Annotated in this window: 18 protein-coding genes; 8 read left to right on the forward strand and 10 right to left on the reverse strand. The window is 40.7% G+C overall.

All coding sequences use genetic code 11. The features are described 5' to 3' along the window. Nucleotides 1-56: 56 nt before the first annotated feature. Nucleotides 57-533, reverse strand: a complete 477-nt coding sequence (locus tag ACRRSQ_RS10560) for an LEA type 2 family protein (RefSeq protein WP_440875697.1) — start codon at nt 531-533, stop codon at nt 57-59. 138 nt (nt 534-671) lie between these two features. Continuing rightward, the gene (locus tag ACRRSQ_RS10565; protein WP_440875698.1) at nt 672-1,808 is read right to left on the reverse strand and encodes a DUF418 domain-containing protein; all 1,137 of its coding nucleotides are present in this window, start codon (nt 1,806-1,808) and stop codon (nt 672-674) included. Nucleotides 1,809-2,101: 293 nt separating this feature from the next. On the opposite strand from ACRRSQ_RS10565, the gene prfC reads away from it, so the two are divergent. Further along, nucleotides 2,102-3,682, forward strand: a complete 1,581-nt coding sequence (gene prfC, locus ACRRSQ_RS10570) for a peptide chain release factor 3 (protein ID WP_440875699.1) — start codon at nt 2,102-2,104, stop codon at nt 3,680-3,682. A gap of 297 nt (nt 3,683-3,979) precedes the next feature. Continuing rightward, nucleotides 3,980-5,731 (forward strand): arginine--tRNA ligase, encoded by a 1,752-nt coding sequence (gene argS, locus ACRRSQ_RS10575; RefSeq protein WP_440875700.1) that lies wholly within the window; start codon nt 3,980-3,982, stop codon nt 5,729-5,731. A gap of 158 nt (nt 5,732-5,889) precedes the next feature. On the opposite strand, the gene ACRRSQ_RS10580 is transcribed toward argS, so the two are convergent. The 5 genes from ACRRSQ_RS10580 to ACRRSQ_RS10600 form a co-directional block, all read right to left on the reverse strand. After that, nucleotides 5,890-6,075, reverse strand: a complete 186-nt coding sequence (locus ACRRSQ_RS10580; RefSeq protein ID WP_440875701.1) for a hypothetical protein — start codon at nt 6,073-6,075, stop codon at nt 5,890-5,892. A gap of 216 nt (nt 6,076-6,291) precedes the next feature. After that, nucleotides 6,292-7,776, reverse strand: a complete 1,485-nt coding sequence (locus tag ACRRSQ_RS10585) for an ABC transporter ATP-binding protein (RefSeq protein WP_440875702.1) — start codon at nt 7,774-7,776, stop codon at nt 6,292-6,294. Beyond that, on the reverse strand, nt 7,773-8,588 hold the full coding sequence (locus ACRRSQ_RS10590; RefSeq protein ID WP_440875703.1) for an ABC transporter permease: 816 nt from the start codon (nt 8,586-8,588) through the stop codon (nt 7,773-7,775). Before ACRRSQ_RS10590 ends, ACRRSQ_RS10585 begins: the two co-directional genes overlap by 4 nt. Beyond that, nucleotides 8,582-9,523: an ABC transporter permease gene (locus ACRRSQ_RS10595; RefSeq protein WP_440875704.1), complete on the reverse strand. Its 942-nt coding sequence runs from the start codon at nt 9,521-9,523 to the stop codon at nt 8,582-8,584. Before ACRRSQ_RS10595 ends, ACRRSQ_RS10590 begins: the two co-directional genes overlap by 7 nt. After that, nucleotides 9,520-11,133 (reverse strand): ABC transporter substrate-binding protein, encoded by a 1,614-nt coding sequence (locus ACRRSQ_RS10600; protein WP_440875705.1) that lies wholly within the window; start codon nt 11,131-11,133, stop codon nt 9,520-9,522. The genes ACRRSQ_RS10595 and ACRRSQ_RS10600 overlap by 4 nt, the downstream gene beginning before the upstream one ends. Before the next feature lie 437 nt (nt 11,134-11,570). Here ACRRSQ_RS10600 and ACRRSQ_RS10605 point away from each other — a divergent pair, with 437 nt between their 5' ends. Then, nucleotides 11,571-12,383 (forward strand): TatD family hydrolase, encoded by an 813-nt coding sequence (locus tag ACRRSQ_RS10605; protein ID WP_440875706.1) that lies wholly within the window; start codon nt 11,571-11,573, stop codon nt 12,381-12,383. Nucleotides 12,384-12,503: 120 nt separating this feature from the next. Here the strand turns inward: ACRRSQ_RS10605 and ACRRSQ_RS10610 are convergent, their stop codons facing one another. Then, the gene (locus ACRRSQ_RS10610; protein ID WP_440875707.1) at nt 12,504-13,130 is read right to left on the reverse strand and encodes an AhpA/YtjB family protein; all 627 of its coding nucleotides are present in this window, start codon (nt 13,128-13,130) and stop codon (nt 12,504-12,506) included. A gap of 111 nt (nt 13,131-13,241) precedes the next feature. Here ACRRSQ_RS10610 and serB point away from each other — a divergent pair, with 111 nt between their 5' ends. Continuing rightward, entirely contained in the window at nt 13,242-14,306 is a 1,065-nt protein-coding gene (serB, locus tag ACRRSQ_RS10615; protein WP_440875708.1) for a phosphoserine phosphatase SerB, read from the forward strand. Between the two features lie 109 nt (nt 14,307-14,415). Here the strand turns inward: serB and ACRRSQ_RS10620 are convergent, their stop codons facing one another. Continuing rightward, complete coding sequence (locus ACRRSQ_RS10620; protein ID WP_440875709.1) at nt 14,416-15,573, reverse strand: iron-containing alcohol dehydrogenase; 1,158 nt, start codon at nt 15,571-15,573, stop codon at nt 14,416-14,418. A 181-nt stretch (nt 15,574-15,754) separates the two neighbouring features. Between ACRRSQ_RS10620 and ACRRSQ_RS10625 the strand changes: the two genes are divergently transcribed. Continuing rightward, nucleotides 15,755-16,624 (forward strand): AraC family transcriptional regulator N-terminal domain-containing protein, encoded by an 870-nt coding sequence (locus ACRRSQ_RS10625; protein WP_440875710.1) that lies wholly within the window; start codon nt 15,755-15,757, stop codon nt 16,622-16,624. On the opposite strand, the gene ACRRSQ_RS10630 is transcribed toward ACRRSQ_RS10625, so the two are convergent. Beyond that, nucleotides 16,621-19,071, reverse strand: a complete 2,451-nt coding sequence (locus tag ACRRSQ_RS10630; protein WP_440875711.1) for a PilZ domain-containing protein — start codon at nt 19,069-19,071, stop codon at nt 16,621-16,623. The two genes, ACRRSQ_RS10625 and ACRRSQ_RS10630, sit on opposite strands and share 4 nt — an antisense overlap. Before the next feature lie 197 nt (nt 19,072-19,268). Here ACRRSQ_RS10630 and radA point away from each other — a divergent pair, with 197 nt between their 5' ends. From radA to ACRRSQ_RS10645, 3 genes are all read left to right on the forward strand, one after another. Next, complete coding sequence (gene radA / locus ACRRSQ_RS10635) at nt 19,269-20,657, forward strand: DNA repair protein RadA (RefSeq protein ID WP_440875712.1); 1,389 nt, start codon at nt 19,269-19,271, stop codon at nt 20,655-20,657. 239 nt (nt 20,658-20,896) lie between these two features. Beyond that, complete coding sequence (locus ACRRSQ_RS10640) at nt 20,897-23,161, forward strand: DPP IV N-terminal domain-containing protein (RefSeq protein ID WP_440875713.1); 2,265 nt, start codon at nt 20,897-20,899, stop codon at nt 23,159-23,161. A 74-nt stretch (nt 23,162-23,235) separates the two neighbouring features. Continuing rightward, the gene (locus tag ACRRSQ_RS10645) at nt 23,236-25,461 is read left to right on the forward strand and encodes a patatin-like phospholipase family protein (RefSeq protein ID WP_440875714.1); all 2,226 of its coding nucleotides are present in this window, start codon (nt 23,236-23,238) and stop codon (nt 25,459-25,461) included. The last annotated feature ends 120 nt before the right edge of the window (nt 25,462-25,581 follow it).

Genomic DNA, 25,581 nt, shown 5'->3' on the forward strand with positions numbered 1-25,581 from the left:
ATCGTTCGAAAGTGTCGGTATCAGTGATTAACTTTTATTTCCAAATGACTTTTAGCTTATTTTTTACCTAGCGGGATCGCTCCGTCTTCGGTCACGGTAATGGTTGGCATAAACGGAATATCGATATCAATATCAGCTTTTAATTGATACGAAATATCTTGCCCTTGTTTAGACATTAGCGAGCGCAGCACTTTAAAACCACCAAATAAACTGGTGGAAACTGGCACAACAAAACGCGACTCACCAAAGGCTGCTGCGGTGGGAATATCAGCAGCGACGCCATGCGCTAAACTTTCACCGGCAACATTTAATTGATAACTAATACCATTAATCGGCAATTCAAAATTATTAGGATTGGTCAGCTTTAGGCCAATTTCAAAGTTTTGTTCAAAGCCATTAGCGGGCAGCATTTTAAATGAAGTTACCTCAACACTAGGCTCTTTATAGTCTAAGTTCATCGACGCGCAGCCACTTAATATCCACAGTGATATAACAACATAGCAAACGAGAACCAATGTTTTAGCTAGGGGCATTTTTTATTCCTTAAACTGATGTTAATTCGCTTTAATTATCGCCTTCAATTTAACGTATAAATAAAGCAATTAGTATTCTTTTCCATCAAAGTGCTTCCCCTAAAATCGAAAAGAAAATGGAAAAGGAAATCGACACATTTACTGAGCTTCAATCTTATGTGATTTTCTAGTAACCAAGTATCGCCAATAAAACTCGAGTGGTCCTTGGCTGAAAAATTTATCAATATAATAAGCAAGTGCCAATTGCACAGGAATAAATGCCAGCGCTAATAAGAAGTAATGCGCCAAAGCAAATTCGTTATTCCACTGTGGAAAAATAAAACGCAATAACGTCGTCATCACTAACGATTGAAAGATATAAAAAGTCAGCGCTTTACGGCCTAATGCCGAAACCGACTGCACCAGCCAACTCGCGCTGATATAGTATTTTGATTTAAGCAACCAATGCCAAAATAACAAGGCCATCGCCAGCCCAGAAATTGACGACAAAACATCGGTCATAATTCCGGTAGTAAATACATCAAGTGTCACTAACAAATCCGCCAAAGAAAATACGAACGTTGCCAACATTAAATTTATAAGCTGCTTTTTACTAAAGCCATGCTGCAGGGCACCTTGCCTATACAAAGCTATGCCGATGTACATTAGCCCACAAATATAAAACATAGATAACAATGGAAAAGTAATAATATAAATGAAGGCATAACCGATGTTTTGTGCATACACATCTTGCAAGCTAAGTATAGCGACAAGGCTTTCATCTTCCGGATAGTATGTCGTCACCCACCATAAAAGCAGCTCCAGTAAAATTTGAATTATCATGCCAATAGCAAAATATACACAGCCTCGTTTAAATAACTGTTCAGTGCTATTTTCAAGGCGTTTTATCACCACTAGCCCGGCTAACGCATAAAGGATCAAAATATCGCCCGACCAAATAAAAATACAATGACTAAGACCAAACACGAGTAACCAATGTAATCGCGATTTTAAGGTCAATACAGCATTCAAACCTCGCTGTTGATAACGGGTAAACTGTAAATACAAGCCGATGCCAAAAAGCAAACAAAACAAACTGCGAAACCTGCCATCAAGTAATACCGCTTGTAGTGCTAATACCCAATCATCAAAAGTAGAATCGACCGGAAATGGCGCTTCAGGATCTAATAAGCCCATATAAGCAAGGTTCATGGTTAACAAACCAAGTACCGCAATGCCTCTAAGAAAATCTAAATAGGGTAATCGGGGGCGTTCAATAGGCTGGAGAGCTTCCATACTAAGCCTTTGTAATTATTTGAGTTATGCAACATAAATCAAATAGGTGCATTAATCAACTGCCGAGCAGCCTTGGTCGATTGAGATACAAAATATAAGCTGTCAGCGCTTTGCCAGTACTGAAACAAAAGCTATCACAATCACTAAAAACAATTTCAATTAAATCGCCCTCGGCTCATTACTTTAAGCGAATAGTTCGCTATAATATCGCGCTTTAATTTTTCCGCGTTTGCTTAGCATAATAAACTTATCAAGCGAATAGCCACTAACTCCAGTTTCAACAGGTAACTAGCATGTCTGTACAACAGCAGGAAGTCGACTTACGTAGAACGTTTGCGATTATTTCTCACCCGGATGCGGGTAAAACCACCATTACCGAGAAGGTATTACTTTTTGGTCAAGCTTTGCAAAAAGCCGGTACGGTAAAAGGTAAAAAATCAGGCCAACATGCCAAGTCTGACTGGATGGAAATGGAAAAAGACCGTGGTATTTCAATTACCACCTCGGTCATGCAGTTCCCTTACAACGACTGTTTAGTGAACCTACTTGATACTCCAGGCCATGAAGATTTCTCGGAAGATACTTACCGTACCTTAACCGCGGTAGACTCATGCTTAATGGTGATTGACGTAGCAAAAGGTGTTGAAGCACGTACCATTAAATTAATGGAAGTTACTCGCTTGCGTGATACGCCCATTATTACTTTCATGAACAAAATGGACCGCGATGTGCGTGATCCGATGGAAGTAATGGACGAAGTTGAAGACGTATTAAAAATTAAGTGTGCCCCTATTACTTGGCCAATTGGCATGGGTAAAGAATTTAAAGGCGTGTACAACTTATTAACCGACGAAACCATTTTATACGCAACCGGCCAAGGCCACACCATTCAAGAAAAGCGTGTTATTAAAGGCATTGATAATCCAGAGCTTGATGAAGCGATTGGTAATTACGCCGACGATTTTCGTGAAGAGTTAGAGCTTGTGCAAGGCGCTTCTCATGAATTTGACCTTGATGAGTTTTTAAAAGGTGAATTAACGCCGGTATTTTTTGGTACCGCATTAGGTAACTTTGGCGTAGACCATATGCTAGATGGTTTAACAAAGTGGGCACCTAAGCCATTACCGCGTATGACTGATACCCGCGAAGTAAAAGCTGAAGAAGAAAAGTTCTCAGGTTTTGTCTTTAAAATTCAAGCCAATATGGATCCGAAACATCGTGACCGTATTGCTTTCATGCGTATTTGTTCGGGCAAGTATGAAAAAGGCATGAAAATGAAACAAGTACGCATTGGCAAAGACGTAAAAATAGCCGATGCGGTTACCTTTATGGCCGGCGATCGTTCTAACGTAGAACAAGCCTTTGCGGGTGATATTATTGGTTTACATAACCACGGCAGTATTCAAATTGGCGATACCTTTACCGCCGGTGAAAATATGAAATTTAGCGGCATTCCAAACTTTGCCCCTGAAATGTTCCGCCGTATTCGCCTGCGCGACCCGTTAAAAGCCAAGCAATTGCAAAAAGGTTTGATTCAGTTATCAGAAGAAGGTGCCGTGCAAGTATTTCGTCCAATGGCCAATAACGACATGATCGTTGGCGCCGTTGGTGTATTGCAGTTTGAAGTAGTTGTTCAGCGCTTAAAAACAGAATATAACGTTGATGCGATTTACGAGCCGATAAGTGTGGCAACAGCGCGCTGGTGTACCTGTGATGATGAACGCACCTTAGATCAGTTTAAGAAGAAAGCGTCTGATAACTTAGCGTTAGATGGTGGTGATAACTTAACTTATATTGCGCCAACTATGGTGAATTTGTCGTTGGCGCAGGAGCGTCATCCTGACATCACTTTCCACAAAACACGTGAGCACTAAATTTGGCGTTGTAAATTTCGTTTTATCGGCATTATTTTAATCTTTTTGTTTGTCACTTAGTGAACTAAGCTCCTACACAAAAATATTAAAATGCTTTGCTAAAACATCATTTACTTAGCCAAATGATATAAAGTACTTTTATAAAGACAAAAATTAAATTTTATAACTAGCTGCGAAATAACTTCTTTGTCGCAGTTAGTTGGTTCAAACTTAAAGAAGTAACACGGAGCATGCACGGCATGTGAGTATTACTGATGCGAAGTTTGGGCCAAATAACAATGAAAAAGAGTTATTGAAATGAATATTAAAGAAATACTTGCCGAAAGAGTCGTTGCTGCCATGGTTGCAGCCGGTTTACCAGAAGATACTAACCCTGCGGTTAGCCTTTCTAGCCGACCAAACTTTGGTGATTACCAAGCCAATGGCGTAATGGGCGCGGCGAAAAAATTAAAAACTAACCCACGCGAATTAGCTACCAAGGTTGTTGAAAACCTAGACTTAGACGGCATTGCTGAAAAAGTTGAATTGGCAGGTCCTGGTTTTATTAATATTCACCTTGATCAAAGCTGGTTAGCTGCTCAGTTAGCCAATATTCGCGGCGATGAAAAATTAGGTGTTGCTCAGCGCGGGTCTGAAGGCCAAGCCAAAGCTCAAAACGTCGTGGTTGACTACTCTGCGCCAAACCTTGCTAAAGAAATGCACGTCGGCCATTTACGTTCCACCATTATTGGTGACGCAGTTGTGCGCGCCTTAGAGTTTCGTGGCGATAAGGTTATTCGTCAAAACCACATGGGCGATTGGGGCACACAATTTGGTATGTTACTCGCGCATTTAAGCGACAAGTTAAGCACCAATGAAGTAGCTGAAACGGCATTAGCTGATTTAGAAAACTTCTACCGTGAAGCTAAAATTCGTTTTGACGACGAAGAAGGCTTTGCCGATCGCGCCCGTGATTTTGTCGTAAAACTGCAAGGCGGCGATAAAGACTGTTTAGTATTGTGGAAACTGTTCATCGACATTTCTATCAAGCACAGCGAAGACATTTACGAAAAGTTAAATGTTACCTTAACTCGTGACGACATTATGGGTGAAAGTGCCTACAACCCTGACTTGCCAAAAGTGATTGACGAGTTAATGGCAAAAAATATCGCCGTTGAAGATCAAGGCGCACGCGTAGTTTTCATTGAAGAAATGGCCAACAAAAATGGCGACCCTTCGGTATTTATCGTGCAAAAATCTGGCGGCGGCTATTTATATGCCACTACCGATTTATCAGCCTGTCGTTACCGTAGCGGTGAATTAAATGCTGATCGCATTATTATTTTCACCGATGCTCGCCAAGCGCTGCATTTCCAACAAGTTGAAATGGTTGCTCGTAAAGCAGGTTTCTTACCAGAGCGCGTTGGTTACGATCACTGCCCGTTTGGCATGATGATGGGTGACGACGGTAAGCCATTTAAAACTCGTACTGGCGGCACCATTAAACTGGCAGAATTATTAGATGAAGCAGTGAGCCGTGCTAGCGATTTAATTGCTGAGAAAAATCCAGATTACAGCCCTGAAAAATTAAGCGAAATTGCTGAGAAAGTCGGTATTGGCGCGGTGAAATTTGCCGATTTATCAAAAAACCGTACCAGCGATTATATTTTCAACTGGAAAACCATGCTGAGCTTTGAAGGCGCTACCGCCCCTTACTTACAATACGCCTATTCTCGTATTCAAAGTATCTTCACCAAAGCTGAATTTGATACCAACAGCACGGGTGTTATCTCGATAGTTGAACCACAAGAAAAAGCGCTCGCGTTAAAGTTATTACAACTTGAAGATGTTATTGATGCTGTGATCAGCGAATGTACGCCTAACTTGTTATGTAACTACTTATACGAACTTGCTAGCTTATACATGACCTTCTACGAAGCCTGCCCAATTTTAAAAGACGGCATTTCTGATGATGTTAAGCAATCACGTTTAGCGCTTTGCGCCTTAATTTCTGACACCTTAAAGCAAGGTTTAGATATTTTAGGCATTGAAGTGATGGAAAGAATGTAGCTAATAAAAGTTGCAAGCTGTAAGTTAAAAGCTACAAGTAACAAGCTAAAAGCGGGAAGTTGTAAGTAACAAGCTAAAAGCTTCAGGCGACAAGCAAACATTAAAAAGCCGATATTATCTTAATAATATCGGCTTTTTTAATGTCTTAATAATTTGATTTACGAGCTAAAAGCAAAAAACAAAAATAACGCGGTATAAGGAGTAAAGCTCAGCATTGGTAGCAGTGAAATAAATACTTTTACCCATACTGGCGCAGATGCTTTGGCTAATTTAGCTCCCGCAAATAAACTGATAAAGTAGTAGCCTGGATATAAATATGCCGACCACTTTAAATAAAACCACAAGAAATGATTGCTTGTCATATCATCAGTCAAAAAAAAGCCAATCGACCATGAAAATGGCCAATAAATTAACACTATTAACCAAACAGTGTTAATTAATCTTAAATATCGCTGCACTTGTTAGTCCTTTATCAATTAGCTACTCCTTGCCCATCATACCGCTATCGCGTAGCGAACAGCGGCAAGTATTGTTACTTGTTTGTTTATCAAATCTCCTAGCTATGCTGCAATCGTTATCACTCTGTCGCAAACTTTATTCACTAGCTCAGGGTGATGGCTCACTAGCAATACGCCGCAGCCCTGCTCTTGCGCGAGTTCAATTAATAAATTAATCACTTCTTGTGCGGTGATCGGATCAAGCCTTGAGGTTGGCTCATCAGCAAATAAAAATACCGGATCAAGTAAAAGCGCTCGTAAAATGGCAAAGCGTTGTAATTCGCCGCCAGATACTTCAGTGCAAAAGCGCGTTAAAATTTGCTCAGGTAATTTTAAGCGCGCCATTAATGGCGAAATTCGGCTGCGATCAATATGATGAAGTTCAACCAAGTCTTCTAATAAGGTGCCTAAGGTTACCGCTTTAGAAAACGCCGACGGCGGATCTTGAAATAACTTAAGCCATTGATGGTTTCCTGCTCCAGCTGAATTAGACGCTTTAGTAGAGTTAACCGTGCGTTTAATTTGACCTTTTTGATAAGGTAATAAACCTAAAATGATATCGCCTAACGAGCTTTTTCCGCTACCGCTATCACCCACTACACCAAGTACTTCGCCTTTGTGTAAGTTAAATGATAAGTTTTGAAATAGCTGTTGATTGCCGCGGCGCAGGGTTAAGTTTTCAACCGCGAGTATTTCATCTTGTGGCGACTTTGCTTGGCTTGTTTGGCTAGCACTTGCTTGCCACTGACTCGGGTCAGCATTAATTAATGCCTGTGTATAATCATGTTTTGGCGTCGCTAAAATATCTTCACAACTGCCCTGCTCAACCAATAAACCTTTTTTCATGACCATTAAGTCGCCGCCAATTTGCTTGGCAACATCAACGTCATGCGTAATAGTTAATAACGCGCCACCGGCGCTACGCTTAAGTAATAAATCAACCACGGTATCGCGGCGGTTAACATCAAGACCTTTAGTTGGCTCGTCAGCTAAAATTAAATTTGCGCCACCTGCCGTTGCCGCGCTTATTGCAACACGTTGTGCCATGCCGCCAGATAATTGCCCAGAGCGCTTAAAATAACTGGCTTCAAGGTCGAGCTCAGTTAACTCGTCATACGCTTTTTCACTAGCAAGGTGCGGCGCTAAACCGTGAACCAGTTCATGTACTTCTGCCACTTGCTGACCGCTTTGCATTAATGGGTCAAGGGAATTCCACGGTTCTTGCGGCAACATCACCATTTGTTTGCCCCAAAAACCACGCATCGCATCGGCAGATAAATCATCAAGCAACTGTCCGTAAAGCCAGACTTTACCCGTGGCGTATAATCCTTCTGGTAATAAGCCCATAATCGCTTGTGCTAATAGGCTTTTGCCTGCGCCGGTTTCCCCTAAAATAGTCAGTGGGCGATCTTGAAATACTTCAAGTGATAAACCTTCAACAAGTAAGGTATCCTTACTATCAGCACCTTCTGTTTTTGCACTTCCTACTTTGGCACTCTCTACTTTGGCAAAGATGCTTAAATTTTCAATTTTAATTAATACACTCATGATTTTTCTCCCGCTAACAGGTGAAAGCCTAATACCATTAACGCGACCACAATTAGCGGCTGAGCCAATGCCCACGGCGCTTCTTGGTAATACGGAAATAATTCCACAATCATAATGCCAAGCTCAGCGGTTGGCGGCTGTAATCCCACATAAACAAAGCTTAAACTGGCCATAGTTAAAATGGCATGGGCAGCGCCAAAGGCGGCTAAGGTTAATACCGACCCCGATACTTCTGGCCAGATATGGCGTTTAAATAAATACCAACGACCAAATCCCATCATGGCTGACGATTGCAGCTGCGGACTATGAATAACCGTTTGGCTAATAGCGCGCACTACGCGAAAATATTCAATCCACTGCACCAGCGCAATAGCGATATAAATCATTAAAAATGAACCCGGTACAATCGCGGTAAACATCAACACCACAACAAGACCCGGTAGCGCTAATAAAATATTAACAATAATGTCTAAACCTTGGGCAACACGGGCATTGCCCCACGCAGCCCACACGCCTAGCGTTGTGCCAATAACGGCTGCCGTTACCACGCTAATAACACCGAGCATAAAGGATAAACGCACAGCATCACCCATGCGGCTAAGCATGCTACGACCGTAATGATCGGTGCCTAAAAGATGTTCACTCCCTGGGGCCATTAATACTTGATCTAGGTTTTGAGTATAAGGTGACAAAGTTGAAATAAACGGTTCAACGCCGGCAAAAATCACTAAGCTTACTAAAATGCACAAGCCAATTTTCTGGCCAGTTTTAAGCTTGTTTAAAAAGTTATTTGAAATAAGAGCGGTTAGCATTTTTCAACTCCTGAGCGCGGGTCAACCTTGGCACAAGCTAAATCAATTAAGGTATTTAGCACCACAAACATAAAGCCCATACAAAGCGCGGCTCCTTGAATAACTGGGATATCGCGAGCAAAAATAGCATGCGCTAAACCGTGCCCTATACCCGGCCATGAAAATAACGACTCGATCATCACGATGCCTTCGATCATGGTCACCAGTTGAATGCCCATAAAAGCCAATACCGGTACGGTAATATTGCGTACGCCATGACGGAAAAAAGTGGCTTTATTACTTAAGCCTTTGACTTTAGAAAATTGATAAAACGAGGCGTTAAATACCTTTTTAGCCGCGTCACGAATAACCCGACTTGATGTCGCCGCAAGACATAACGCTAAGGTAAATGCCGGTAATACCACGTGTGAGGCACTGCCAAAGCCAGCCACAGGAAACCAGTTAAGCTCAAGTGAAAAAATGAGAATAAGCACCAAGCCAATCACAAATACCGGCATTGCTCTAACCGACGTTGATAGTACCAATAAAAAGTTATCTAGGCGTTTACTGCCACGTGCGGCCATTAGCCCTAATGGAATGGCAATAAATAACGAAACAAACAAACCAACAAAAGCTAAGATAACTGAATGGCCTAATTGATGCTGAACCACGTCAATCACAGGTTCGCCGCTCACTAACGAGTTACCAAAGTTAAACTGCAGTAAATCCGCAAACCAGTTTAAATACGCGCTAAAAGCACTTTTATCAAGGCCAAGCTCTTGCGTAACTAACGCCGCCGCCTCTTGGTTAACATTGTCGTAACCATAACGACCTGCCGCAATGCGGTACGCCATATCGCCGGGTAAGTTACGCATAATAATAAAGGTTAAGGTGCCTACGCCCCAAATAACCGTAACTAGCTGGATCAGCCGTTTAATTAATAAGTCTTTGATCATTTTTTAAAGTCCATCTCATTTAAAAAGTAACTGCGCTCAAATGGGTCAAATCTAAAACCGGTAATGCGTTCATTTACAGCCGTTTGCTGGGTATAAGACACCACAGGTAAAACCGAATGACTTTGATAAATAATCTCTGCCACCTGTTGAGCCAAACGTCGATATTCATTGCGTTCAACCACGCTTTGTAATCGATTAAGGTTTTGTACAAGTTGCGCATCGGTAAAGTTCATTGCGCCCCAATCACCACCTCTTTCTTCACCGAAATCGCTAGTAATGGTTGCTAAAGGTTCAGATAAAAAGCCGTAGTTTCTTGAAATTAAGCCAACTTCTAAGCTGTCATCTTGGTGCTGCATTGGAATAGCACTTGAATTGGCCATATCGATGTTAAGTTTTACACCAAGCTCAGCCCATTGTGCTTGTACTGCAGTGGCGACAATGCCTAATTCTGGGCGGTCAGCGTAGGTGACTAAGGTTAACTCAAATAATTCATCACCACGCTGTAAAATATCATCGGCATTTTTTTGCCAACCTAAATCGGCTAACAGTTGCTTGGCTTTTGAAATTGACTGCGTTTTTTTCGGTAAATTAGCTAAATGCCAGTTACTCATCGACTCCGGTAATAATTGATAAGCTTCAATACCTGGCGTGCGGAAAATCGACTCGGCAATGCCGGTTCTATCAAGGGCTAAACTGAGCGCTTTACGGGCATTTAATTCATTTAAAAATTGATGACCACTGTTTAATTTCAAAGCAATGGCGCGAGGAATTACATCGGTATGCACATTAACATTACTGGCGTTATCAAGTTGCTCAAGGCTTGCCGGATCGAGCACAATAACGATATCTGCTTGACCACTTTTGGCTTGTAAAACACGGCTTTCTGCGCGATGTCCGGTTAAAAAGCTGGCATATTTTACGTGTGCGACTTCGCCCCAATAATCATTAAAACGCTCCACAACAAGTTTATGAGGTGGCGCAAATTCAAATACTTGGTAAGGGCCAGTGGCAATGGCATGATTTACATAACCTTGCATATTAAAAGAGGCTTGAGCTAATACTGACGTCGAGTAATGCGCGAGTAAACTTCCTAATGAGCTGTAAGGTTTTTCAAGAGTAATAGACAGGCTAAATTCATCATTAACGATTACGTCATTGATCGGTGCATTGTTAATCGGACCGTGTTTGGCAATAGCAAATAACAAACTATTTTGCACCGTTTGTGCATTCATTGCCGTGCCATCGTGAAATTTCACATCTTGGCGTAAATTCAATGTCCAGGTAAGCGCATCTTCGCTGACCTGCCAGCTGTTTGCTAAGCCTGCGGTTAACTGGCCATACTTATCAACATTTAATAAGGTTTCCATCACTTGCATGCGAGTATAAACATAGCCATGTAGCGACGGGTCTTGGCTGGTAAATTCAAACGTTCCAGCCACCGAAATGGTATTAGCTTTGCTCGGAAGGTTGTCTTCAGCAAGGGGGTTGTCGCTGGCAGGCAGGCTGTTCAGAAAAGCAGCGGTTGCAACAGCAACAATGCCGACGATCATGCCAATTTTTCTCTTGATACTGGTTTTCTTTTTAAAAGAAGGTCTTACTGGTTTAGTCATAGTAGGCTACTCACTAAATACAAAGGCTACTACCAATATTGTCAACAAGGTAATGGCTAGCTGATGCTAAAGCTCATTTGGCTCGAAAAAATATCAATAAATTTACTTGTGCAAATTGTAACTAGCCTTAGCAAAACTATCTGTAAGCAAGCGTTGAAATGCGTTTTAAAATGTAACTACGCCTTTTACATTTACACGTAAGCCACTGATTTTGTGTTAATAACAAAATCAAAGCAAATGTAACTCTATTTTTAAAATTGCAGTGATGTAAAATACAACTCACATCAAAATTAGGCGAAGCATCGAGGAAAAGTAATGACAAGCAGCTTATAGAGATAAATTTTATAATTTAGTTCCCTTAACTGAAGAATTTTTTCTATTATGTTTTAATTACAATAACACTAGCGCGATAACAACATGGACAGTATGACACTTTGATGAACTTTACCGACAGCCACTGCCATATTGATTTTGAGCAACTTGCCAGTGACGAGCAGTTACTTGAACAATGCTATCAACAGCATATTGATAAAATTATCGTACCGTCTGTATCTCCCGATAATTGGCAAAGTGTGCTTAACTTCTGCAACGCCAATGACGTTGTAGAACCAACACCAAAAGTAAAAAAAGCTCAATGTTATGCGGCGTTAGGTATTCATCCTTGGTATTTAAAAGATTTAACGCAGCAGGCGCTTGAAAAACTAAGCGATAAAGTTGCTCAAAATAGCCATAAGCTCGTGGCCATTGGTGAAGCCGGTATCGATGGCGTAATCGTAAAAGAACAAGATAACCTTGCTCAGCAAATCACTTTCTTTGACTATCAGCTGCAGCTTGCTAAGCAGTATCACTTGCCAATCATTGTGCATCATCGCAGATCACATCAAAACATTATGCCGATGTTAAAAAAAGCACAATTATCAAAAGGCGGCATAATTCACGCTTTTTCAGGCAGTTACCAACAAGGGTGTCAGTATATAGATTTAGGTTTTAAACTTGGCATTGGCGGCACAATTACCTACCCAAGAGCCGAAAAAACCCTTAAAGCGATAAAACGGTTACCGCTGGAAAGTTTAGTATTAGAAACCGATGCGCCATCAATGCCGCTGTTTGGTTTTCAAGGACAAAGTAATTCACCGCTCAGGTTAATTAATATTTTTGAGCAGCTATGCCAAATAAGACCCGAGTCGAAAGAAGAAATAGCCGCGATAATTGAGCAAAACATTGAGCAGCTATTTTTTGCGGGCGCGTAAATCACGATAATTTTACGACATTAGTTAAACGGTATTCGTTAAATGGCATTAGCTAAAAGGTATTAGTTAAAAGGTATTAGCTAAAAGGTATTAGCTAAGCGACACACAAGGCCAATACAACTAAGTTGCCTTGTTAGTCGTTTCTTTTGCTAAACGATAACCTTGACGACTAAAACGATTTAAACCACGGGTTAGTAAAAAACCAACAATGCCCGCTAGAGCTAGCATAATGCGAAACATCTCTGATGATTCATTATTAGCATGATTAAGCCGAGTCACTAGCTGCTCTTTCACTAGGGTTAAGCGTAAATAGCCTTGCAAATTGTCCGCACGTAACTCTTCAACAAACGGAATATATAATTCGCCGTTGTTAATTTTGTGCTGCTCAATGCCATAAAGCGCACGGATAGACTGCGCAGCATCTGAGCTAAATAATAATTGCCCTGAAACGCCATAAATATGAACGTTGTGGATCACCTCTGATGATAACGCCAGTTCATCAATATAATCTTGCAATGCCTGGTTGTCTTTCTTAACTAATAAAGCCGATATTGCCAAGGCCGCTTGGCCGCTATATTCATGAGCAACATGGTTAAAGTGTTGTTCAATATTGTCGCTATTGCTTTGCTGGTTAAAAACTAAAATGCTGAGCAAAACGATGATCAACGCAATTGCTATAGCTAATTGCATAATTTTATTATAAATCGACGATAGTTTAGGGTATAAAGGCTGTTCTGATTGCGTCATGAAAACAGTGTTTATTAAGCTACATATACTGTCACTATAGAGCTTTATACGTTTTTTTTAAATGCTGGCATGCAGTTAATTACTTATATTAATGATTTTCAAGGATTTCACGTGTCGACCAGCGTTCAAAAAATAGCCATTGCTGAAGTTAATAGCTTGAGCCTAGCACAAACATTTTCAATCGCAGAAGCCAAATCAGCTTTTCCGTATTTTTGTCAAATCAATAATGACGAGCTACTTATTGATAGCAAATTGCCATGTAATGTCGCCGAAGTTGCCACACTAGACAAAGTGGCTGAGCTTAATGCTCAAGAAAATATTGCCTTAGTGGTTTTTGACACCATCACAGTTGAAACATTCATTGAATTAACGAAGCACTGTCAGTTAACGGTTTCAGCAATTAACGCGATTAACCTGCGCAATCAACAAACTAGTATTCGTTTTGAAGTGTCGGTTGCTGATCTTAGCCAAGCACGTGCCGCATTAGCAGGTTTTACGTTAGCGAATAATATTGAAGCAGCTTTATTGGAAAATGCACCTAAGCTTGCACAGCCGGGTTTATTGGTCATGGATATGGACTCAACCACCATTGAAATTGAATGTATCGATGAAATTGCCGCCCTTGCTGGTGTTGGTGAAGAAGTTGCTGAAGTTACCGAGCTAGCCATGCAAGGTAAACTCGACTTTGCGCAAAGTTTACATCAGCGTGTTGCCACCTTAAAAGATGCGCCTGAATCAATATTAGCCGCAGTAGCTAAAGACATCCCGTTAATGCCCGGCCTAAAACCGCTCATCAAAGTATTAAAAGAAAATAACTGGAAAGTGGCGATAGCCTCTGGCGGTTTTACCTATTTTTCTGAACATTTAAAAAGCATGCTTGACCTTGACCGCACCTTTGCCAACCAGTTAGAAATTATCGACGGCAAACTTACCGGTAAGGTATTAGGTGACGTGGTTGACGCTCAAGCCAAAGCCGACAGCTTAGCCATTTTAAGTGAGCAATATGGTATTGCGCATAATCAAACTGTTGCCATGGGCGACGGCGCCAATGATTTAGTAATGATGGCCGCCGCTTATTTAGGCGTCGCGTATCACGCGAAACCAATTGTACTTGAACAAGCAGACACCAGTATTAGCCACGTAGGACTGGATTGTATGTTGCATTGGCTAGCTTAGGCTAGCATAGGCTAAAACCCGTATAGAAAATTTAAAAGCCCTGCTCGGTTAAACCAAGCAGGGCTTTTTATTTGTCAGGCTAAAGTGTTACTTAACCATTAATGCCGTTTTACTTCGCGGCGACTAAAATTTTACGCACCACGTCTAAGGTTAAATCGCCACTTTCTGAAAGCTGAGTTAGCCCCATTTTTTCCATATTGTTCACTACTTTGTCGATACCGCTATCATCGATACCGTAATGGCTAAGTGACGTGACAATATCAAGCGAATTAAAAAACTGTTCAGTTTTATTTATCGCTAAATCAATTTTCTCATCATCACTACCTTCATCAATATCCCAAACACGTTCAGCAAATTGCACCAGTTTTGCCTGTTTATGCGCTTTTCTTTCCCGTAATAAGCTTGGCAAAATAATCGCCAATGTACGACCATGAGCAATACCAAAACTTGCCGTTAATTCATGACCTATCATATGAGTAGACCAATCTTGTGGCACCCCCATACCGATCAAGCCATTTAATGCCGATGTTGCCGACCAGATAAAGTTTTTGCGAGCTTCAACATTATCGTTATCTTGATAAGTGACAATGCCGTCTTCAATTAAGGTTTTTAAAATACCTTCAGAAAAACGGTCTTGAATTTTAGCATTCACTGGGTACGTTAAATATTGCTCGATAACATGGATAAAGGCATCTGCAACACCATTAGCTATCTGCTCTTTTGGCAAGGTAAAGGTAAAGTTTGCATCTAATAATGAAAACTTAGGAAACACCAGCGGCGTGGTAAATGGGTATTTTTGCTCATTAAAAGTAACAACACCAAAGCTATTCATTTCAGAGCCTGTGGCCGGTAAAGTAGCAATACAGCCAAGCGGTATAGCGCTACTAAGTGGTACTGGGTTAAAACCATGAAACAATAAACTGCTATGATCGCTATCAATAGTCGCAGCTAGCGAGATAAATTTAGTGCCGTCCATTACCGAGCCACCGCCAACAGCTAGTAAAAAGTCTACCTGTTCAGCTTTTGCCACTGCAACCGCTTTCATTAAGGTGTCAAATTCAGGGTTAGCTTCAATGCCACCAAATTCAATCACCTGACGGTCACCTAATTGCTTGGTAACTTTTTCAAGCGTGCCAAAACGCTTAACACTACCACCACCGTATAACACCATCACTTTGGCATTTTCAGGAATTAATTTATCTAACTCGGCTAAACGGTCTTGCCCAAAAACAATATGAGTTGGGTTGTAATAATCAAAATCTTGCATAATTTGCCCTCGTGTTAATATGGGTACATTTTACCAAACCAAATACACTATAAAACAAACAAAAGCCGCAATATCATGCCTAAAACTATCACCATTAACAAAAAGACAAGATCTAGCTTATATAAATAGTTATACTTTGCTCCATTGATAATAGTTCATTAATACGCGATGGAAATTACCGGTGAATAGTTTAATTACACATATAAAAAAACTTGCACTTAACGAAGGTATTAACAACACACCTTTAAACGGTGTAAAGGTTTTTAAGGCTAGCCACTCAACTGGCCGAATTCCACTATGCTATAGCCAAGGCATTATTATCGTTGTGCAAGGTCATAAGCGGGTGTTTTTTAATAAACAAAGCTACGACTACAACGCCAATAACTACTTAGTGTTAACCTTGCCGCTTGCGGCGGAATGCGAAACCATAGTGACACCCGGCGAGCCTTTATTATCACTTATTGTCGATTTTGATTTAGCGATGTTAAATGAGCTAGTACGCATATTCGACGATCATGGCTATGTGAATCAGCATAATAATATTGCTGATAATAAAGGCTTGTTTGTTAGCCAAGGCAGCGAAGCCTTTGCCTGTGTTGTTAGCAGACTGGCCGATTGTTTGACGAGCACAATTGAGTGTGAAGTGATTGGTAAAGGTTTAGTGAGAGAGTTGTTTTTTCATGTATTGCAAGGCCAACACGCCGCGCCGTTATTTGCGCTCGTTGCCCACAATACGCATTTATCTAAAATGGAGCGAGTGTTGAAACATTTGCACATTCATTATGAGAATAGCATCGACGTAGAACAACTTGCCAGTATGGCGAACATGAGCAGCTCAACGTTTCATCGCGTTTTTAAACAGGTAACGGCATCGTCGCCAATACAGTACATTAAGAAAATACGCCTAAATCGCGCCAGAGAATTATTATTAGATCAAGGGTTAAAAGTAAAACAAGCTGCAGCGCAGGTGGGCTATGAAAGCCCAACCCAATTTAGTCGCGAGTTTAGTCGATACTTTGGTCAAACACCCAGCGAGCTCCATCGCAGCTAATGTTGCTGTGCTTGTCGCCTTAACAAAACTTCGTGGGTAATGTCGTAAAGCTCGATAATGCCCGCGACACTCCAAATGTCTTTCTCTATTTGCTTACCGCGGTGAATCGCATAAGAACTAATATAGCTAAGTTCAGGGTTTAAATGATCCATATCAGGCTCATCAGCACGCGACATTTTTAACTGCACCGCAAAAAAGTCACCTTTTTTCAATGCCGTTGAAATAAACATTTGTTGTAACTTTAAGGTTTTTAACTGGCTGTCGGTTCGAACACTGACTTTATCTTCTAATTCTTCTTGGCTATGGTCGATAGCGATATAAACAATGTAGTTTTCAGGAAAATCGCTTGGCTGCATTTTCTTCAAGCTGGTCATAATTTGATTTTGCAGGCTCTGCTCACCAAAAAACGGATACAAATTATAATGGCCACGTTTATCACTTAAACCTTGTAAAGTGGGTAATAACTTACCGTGCTCTCCCCTGCCAGTAATACATTCCGTTTTATAACGGCTACCACTGGTTTGCACAATAAAACTGGCAATATTTAAACTCGCGCTATAAATATTACGCAGTGCTTTGGCCATACCTGGTGTGATCAAGGCATATTCATCTGGCGTTAATTTGTCGCGATTTTTATCAATAAGCAACCTAAAAAACGAGCGACCAATATGCTGATGTTGTTCAACAATCACACGTAAATTGACAATGGTTTTTTTACGGTTGATCCGCATCACTTCATAGGGCAAATCTTTGAGTTCAAAAGATGACGTGATTTTCTGCAAATTAGGAAACGTTAAGTTAACCACGTCGCCTTTTTTTAACACTGTTGATTTATCAATTTCAATTTTTAAACCTGATGTTGAAAAATCATGTGAACGTCCGGTCCATTGCACGCCGTCAGAGGTGGCAACCACAGGGGTATTATATTTAAAGCGCGGCTCTTGGCGTTGGTTCTTATAATTGATGCCGACTTCATCTACCCTTGGCAGACTCTCCACCGGTTTATGTCCAAAGCGTTTTATGCGATTGATATTAATGTCTTCAAAAGCAAACGCTTGATAATTTTCCAACAGTTGCGGATGGGTAATATCTTGCACTACCACGATGTAAGGAATTTTAGCTAATAGCTGTTTAACTTCTTCAGAAGGCGGCGTATTTAAATATTCATTTTTCTTAGTTAAGGTATCGGACAAAGTTAACGGTGAATGCGCATCACTTGGTTGCACATCGATTAGGCTTAAATCAAAAATGGCAAAATTAGGTTTCGATGCAGCAAAGCCCAAAAATTGCGACATAAAGGCTTTATCTTCTTTAAGCTCTACTTCGTCAGCACTATAAAAATAACTTTTTCCTTGGCTTTCATGAACAAAGCTATAGACAATAAATGAGCGCCCTAAACGCCTCGCTTTAAGTAGCTTTTCAATTCGTTCTGGGCTGATCAAATAACTTAAGGTTGAATGTCGTTTCTCATTTTGCCAATACTGAAATACATTTTGATTATTTGAACAAGTCAGCGCATATTTAGCCGCCAATAATTTACCTTGTTGTTCAATAAAAACAGGTAATTCATTAAGTTTGGCGATGGTGAATGTTTCTAGGTGTCTCGACTGCAATGCCGCAATGGTATTATCAAGATTAATTTTATATCGGCGTTTATTGCCTTGAATGTAGCCTTTTAAAAAGCGCTTAAAGGCGTCGTTTTGGCTATTACCGGTATAAACGCGTTGCAAGCCAACAAGCTGAATACCTTCTAAATTTTGAAAATTACGTACTTCATAACTGAAGGTATTTTGTTTGCCAAACTCAAATTCTTGAGCAAAGCCAGTAAACTGAATGTCTAATACTTGCCCTATTTTCACCTCAGAAAACCCTTTTAGGCGCAAACGGCAGCCATTAATACTAATATCAGAGCTTACGGCCTCAACTTCTTTAAAGTTGCCGTCAGCCACTAAAACAGCAATGGCAAAATTCATTCGCTCTTCACTGCGGTCAAAATAATGACCAAATTCGTAAAGCTTTGCCGGGTATTGGGTTTTCTCATACACTTTCGGGTTATCAGCAGTTGCCGGAGTTTTAACACCCGCTTTTTCTCGTTGATAAATCACCCGAAAATTATTCTCAGTATTCATGACCGCTTCATAAACACCAAACGTATAACTACCGTAGGCTTTAATATTAGTTTCAAAAGCTTTAATGGCGACATCGTCAAGATAATGTACTCGGCTGTCATGCTCATACGCACGACAATCACCATCAACATGACCGCGCAAATCAACTAAGCGTGTACACTCGCCCGCTAATCGTTTAAGTTCCATCTTCAACAAAAAACGTTCCGTTTTAGGGATTTTCTTAGTCGCAGTAGCAAATTTAGCTTCAAAATCACTTTTTGAAACCTGCCCCCTGAACTTAGAAATAATTTCCTGATGTTGTGAAAAATCTTTAGTCATTTAAACCTATATGTCACTACAATAACGCTAAATAAAAATAAGATAATGTTAACCTAATCGAATTCTATTTTTGACACAACAATTCGATTACATTTATATGATTTTCGCCAATAAGTTAGCAATAAATTTCATTTATAAAATGAAAGCAATTATTATACCCAAAATAACGCAGTACCTTGAAACGAGTAAATAGCCCCATGGCAAAAGCACCAAAAATAGAATTTGTCTGTACCGATTGCGGTATGAATTACACCCGCTGGCAAGGTCAATGTCGATGTGGCGCATGGAACACACTGGCAGAAATGAAAATATCAGCCAGTAAAAGCAAAACAACAGCGTCAACACGAACGGCAACTGCAGGTTATGCTGGCGGCGTTGGTGGTGGTTCTAAAAAGATTCATGATGTCACCAGTACCGAAGCAGAAAAAAACTTAACCGGCATTGGCGAACTTGACCGAGTATTAAGTGGTGGCGTTACCACGGGCTCAGTTAACATTATTTCAGGTGACCCAGGTGCAGGTAAAACCACGTTATTGTCTGATTTGGTCGCACGAATGTCGCAAGAAAAAGCCTCGCTTTACTGTACGGCAGAAGAGTCTTTATCGCAGTTTAAAAACCGTGTGCAGCGCTTAAAGCTAGAATACAACGAAGATAATTTATATTTGTTATCAGAAACCAGTGTCGAAGCGATTATAGAAGAACTTGATGCTCACAAAATCAAATTTGCAGTTATCGATTCAATTCAAGCGGTAGTGACCGAAAATGCCAATGGTAGCCCCGGCTCTCCGTCACAAGTTAAAAGTGCCGCGCAGGCGTTAACGCAATATTGTAAGCAAAATAATGTCACTATGTTCATTATCGCCCATGTTAATAAAAATAATGAAATTGCCGGCCCACAAACCTTAGTGCATATTGTTGACGCGCTTTTGCATATTGATACTAACGACGGACAAATTCGCACCTTACGCGCTAATAAGAACCGTTTTGGTGATATCGACACCGTGGGCATATTTAAAATGTGCGAGCGAGGCATGCTCAGTGTTGATAACCCAAGCGAGATATTTTTATCTGGCTCAACCACAGATTCACCCGGCTCAGCTATTACCTGTATTCGCAAAGGCAACCGAAATTTATTGTTAGAAATTCAGTGTTTAACCACAGAAACTGAAGCGGAATTTCCGCAGCGTGTTTGTGTAGGCCTAAATATGAATCGCATTAAAATGCTAACCGGCATATTACGTAAGCACACCAAAACCAAAATTTTTCACGATACCTTTTTTAATATTGTTGGCGGTTTAAAAATTGATGAGTCGGAAACCTGTATTGATTTAGCCTTAGTCACCGCGCTACTGAGTAGTTTAAATGAATTTGTTGTGCCACGTACTACATGCATTATGGGTGAGTTAAGCCTTAATGGTGATGTGCGCCCTATAGACAGTGGTGTGCCTCGTGTTAAAGAAGCGGCGCAACATGGCTTTGATGAAATATTTATTCCTTATCGAAATTATCACAAATCGATGGAAGGACTTGGCGCCAAAATTACGCCAGTAAAAACCATTCACGAGCTTATTGAACTGATCAGGTAAAGTTTAAACATCTATTTGTGCGCATAGTCGCTAAACCAGTGACTGACATATTTACCAATACTGGTGTTACTAGGCGCACAAAGTATGTTACAAAAATTGTGCGCATTTACCCTTTAAAAAACGACACAAGTAAAACAAAAAATCCCCGTAATGAATTACAGCATGTTAGTATTGCTAACATTATGATACAAATGTGCCACACGGCATTTATACCCTAATTTTCAAGTAATAGGCGCTTAATGAAATTACTACTTAAACCACTATTAATCCCCGTACTCGCTATTATCGCTTCTCCTTTTGCCGCGGCTACAGAGCAATTATCCATTGATCGAATATTCAGCGCGCCTTCGTTAAATGGCAGTACACCAAAGTCGTTAAAGTTTTCACCCGACGGCAGCCGCGTCACTTATTTACAAGCTAAAAAAGACAACCTCAATCAATACGATTTATGGGAATATAATTTAGCGGAAAAAGAAAACAAACTCTTGGTCGACTCCCTTGATATATTCAGTGGCACCGAGCAATTGTCAGACGAAGAAAAAGCACGTCGCGAGCGTCAACGTGTATACGGCTCTGGCATTATGGAATATCAATTTTCTGCCGATGGCAGTGCTTTGCTGTTCCCAATCAATGGCGATTTGTTTTATTACAATTTGGCTCAGCAAAGCGCTAAGCGTTTAACCAATACGCCAGCATTTGAAACGGATAGTAAGTTCTCTCCGAAAGGCAACTATGTGTCATATATTCGTGAACAAAACTTGTATGCCTTGAACATTGACAGCGGAAAAGAGCTGCAATTAACCACTGATGGCGGCGGTGTCATCAAAAATGGCATGTCTGAATTTGTCGCGCAAGAAGAAATGGATCGCATGACAGGTTATTGGTGGTCACCAAATGAAAAACACATCGCGTTTTTAAAGGTCGATGAAAGCCCGGTCGACGTTGTTATTCGCAATGAAATTTATGCAGAAGAAATTAAGCTTATCGAGCAGCGCTACCCGGCAACAGGCACTAACAATGTTGATATTAAGTTAGCGACGGTTGAACTAAAAAGTAAAAAGATTCGCTTTATTGATACTGGCGAAGACAAAGACATTTATCTACCACGGGTACAGTGGTTACCTAAAGGCGATAAACTCAGTTACCAATGGCAAAGCCGCAACCAACAAACATTAAAGCTTAATGAATATTCGCTAAAATCTCGTAAGCAAAAAACATTACTTACCGAGCAATCTGATTATTGGATAAATCTTCACAACGATTTGTACTTTCTCGACAACGGTGACTTTATTTGGGCTTCAGAGCGCGATGGCTTTAAACACCTATATCGATTTAATAAAAACGGAGAGTTGATCAGTCAACTCACCAAAGGCGCTTGGGTCGTTGATAAAATTGAAAATATTGATGAAGAAAACGGTTGGCTCTACTTTACTGGCCGTGCCGATACGCCACTTGAGCGTCATCTGTATAAAGTACCGTTAACTGGTAAATCTCCAGAAAATGTCGTGCGTGTTTCAAAAAGAAATGGTACTCATAGCATTGTATTTTCAAAAGACAGCAACAGCTATATCGACAAGTTCTCGAATATAAATACCCCAACACAAGTCAGCCTGCACGCTAGCAGTGGTGAACAACTGACTTGGCTAGAAGAAAATGCCGTTAACGATAGTCACCCAATCAAACCATTTTTTGAACAGTTGATCCAACCAGAGTTTGGGTCAATAAAAAGCGACGACAATAGTACAAATTTATATTACAAGTTGTATAAACCTAGCAATATGCAGCCGGGTAAAAAATACCCTGTGATCGTCAAAGTCTATGGCGGACCACATGCTCAGCGCGTTACCAACCGCTGGCAAGGTGGCGATATGATGCAATATATGGCGCAACAAGGTTACGTGGTATTTCAGTTAGATAACCGTGGCTCTAATTATCGCGGCACAGCATTTGAATTTCCAATTTATCAAAATTTAGCAACGGTTGAGGTTGACGACCAAATAAGCGGCGTGAAGTTTTTACATAGCTTGCCTTATGTAGACCCAGAGCGTATTGGCATTTTTGGTCACTCTTATGGCGGCTACATGGCGCTAATGAATATGTTCAAAGCGGGTGAATATTTTAAAGCTGGTGTTTCTGGTGCCCCAGTGACCGACTGGATGTTATATGACACCCACTACACCGAGCGTTATTTAAATCATCCAGAAAAAAATGCCGACGGTTACCAAAGCAGCAGCGTATTCCCTTACATTAAAGACTTGCAAGGTCCGTTGATGGTTTATCATGGCATGGCAGACGATAACGTCTTGTTTACCAATACCACTAAGTTGATCAAAGCAATGCAAGATCAAAATAAGCAATTTGAATTAATGACTTATCCCGGCAGCAAACACAGTATGCGTGGTAAAAAAGTCAAAGTTCATTTAAACAATACCATTATGAGCTTTTTTGACCGCCACTTTAAAAATGAAAAGCTAACTGTCGACGAAGAGCAAATCAGTCGATAACACAGTAAAAACTTTAACGAAAACGATCCCTTGCGGATCGTTTTTTTATCGATAAATAAACCAATAAAACCGATATGACCATGCCATTACACCGATATTTTCTCGCTTTAATATGCTTATTAATTAGTCAGGTAACTTATGCCAACACGCCGCCCAAAATAGGCTTGGTACTTAGTGGCGGTGGTGCTAAAGGCTCTGCCCATATTGGCGTTTTAAAAGTGCTCGAACAGCATAATATTGCCGTCGATTACATTACCGGCACCAGTATTGGCGCCTATGTGGGCGGCATGTACGCACTTGGCTACTCTGTTGAAGAAATTGAAAAACGCATGCTCACGCTTGATTGGGATGCAGGCTATTCAGACACTATTCCACGTGAGTCGCTGCATTACGAAGAAAAGCAACGTAAAGATCAATACAACATTCCGTTAAAGTTTGGTTATAGCGAGGAAGAATTAAAAACAACCAGTGGTTTTTTAGTTGGTCAAACTGTAGCGCAATTACTAAAAGAGTCGACTGATCTGGTTGCTGAATTCGACAGCTTCGACAACCTCGCGATCCCCTATCGCGCCGTAGCAACCGATCTGGTAACCAGTTTAGCGGTTGTTTTAGACTCAGGCAGCATAGTTGATGCCATGCGCGCCTCTGCTGCAGTACCTGGCGCTGTTCAACCCATAGATATTAACGGCATGATGTTAGTTGATGGTGGCTTAGCTAATAACATGCCTATTGATGTGGTTAAGGCAATGGGCGCAGATATCGTTATTGCCGTTGATATTGGCTCTTCATTGAGTTCAAAAGATCAAATCAAGATGACCATCGACGTATTGAATCAATTATCGACATTTTTGACCAATGCCACATCGGAAGCGCAGAAAAAGCTATTACAACCAGGCGATATACTAATAAGACCCGATGTTGGCCAATTAAGTACCACCGACTGGTCGATTTTGCCACAGGCATTAGTCTTAGGTGAACAAGCCGCCTTATTGCATAGCAAACAATTGCAAGCACTTAGCCTATCTGATGAAGCATTCGCGCAATACCAAGCGAAGAAAAAACAACGCAGCTTAAAATGGTTTTCCCCCATTGAAAAACCAATTACCGCTATTCATTTTGCTAACCAGTCAAAAGTAAATAATACCATTATTAAAAACAGCTTTGCCGTTGAAGTTGGTCAAGTGTTAAATCAGCAAGCACTAAAAGCAGCTATTGATCGCGTTTACGCACTAGATAAATTTGAATACGTTGACGCTGAATTTACCGACGACGAAAACGGTCGCGTGCTAACATTAATTACCCGAGCAAAATCGTGGGGCCCCAACTACATTAATGTTGGCTTTAGTATGCAAGACAACTTTTCACAAGACACCACAGTATTACTCGATTTCTCCTATGTATTAACCGATATTACCATCAATGGCGGTAGTTGGCGTAACGACTTAACCATAGGCTACGAAAAGAAATTTGCGACCGAGTTTTATCAACCACTCGACATTGAACATAGCTTTTTCTCACGCGCACGTTTGCAATTTTATCAGCATGACTGGGGCGGTGAAAACCAAGAAGGTTTAAGCGATGAACTCGTTAAACGCTCGCTCGAAGCGAGCATGAGTTTAGGTTACAACATTTTCGACAATGGCATTGCCGAGCTCGGTTTAATTGCCGAAAAAGGTAATATTTCCTATAAGAACTGGACAGATGACGAAGCGGACTTTGCCTCGTACGGTTTTTTCTTTCATTTAGGTTACGACAACTTAAATAGCATTAATTTCCCGACTTCAGGCAATCAATTATCGTTTGATTTACGCCTTGGTAATGATCAATACGACCAGTTTTATTTTGATGCCAACACCGATAAATCCATTAAATATGACATTAATTGGCGCGGCGCTATCTCACTAGAACACCACACTTTAGTGGGAATAGCTTCATACGCGAAAGTGAACAGTGAAAATAACTATACCGTACATGTTTCTGAACTAGGCGGATTTCTTAACCTTTCAGCGTATCAGCGTAATGAACTGGTTGGCGCTCATAAACTGTTTGGCGCTTTGGTTTATCACTATGACTTAGGACGCGATACCTTAGGTTTAACGGATTTTCCGCTGTATTTAGGCACCAGCTTAGAGGCAGGTAATGTCTGGACGCTTGCAGAGCATATTAATGTCGACGATGTAATTTATAGCAGTAGTTTGTTTTTAGGCACAGATACCAGTATGGGCCCGGTCGCCTTAGGTTTTGGTTATGCTGAAAAAGGTCAAAATTCCTTTTTCTTATCTATTGGCAAAAGCTGGTAGTAAAAAGTCGAACAGCTCAATGTCGATTTAAATTGACAACTTGCTAAAAACTTCGAACGGATTTAATCGGTTGGGGAGTTGCTTTGTGATTTATAAAAGCCGTAAGCTAAAAACCTAGAA

It is taken from the genome of Thalassotalea sp. PLHSN55 (assembly GCF_052030545.1).
Lineage (GTDB): Bacteria > Pseudomonadota > Gammaproteobacteria > Enterobacterales > Alteromonadaceae > CANMXU01.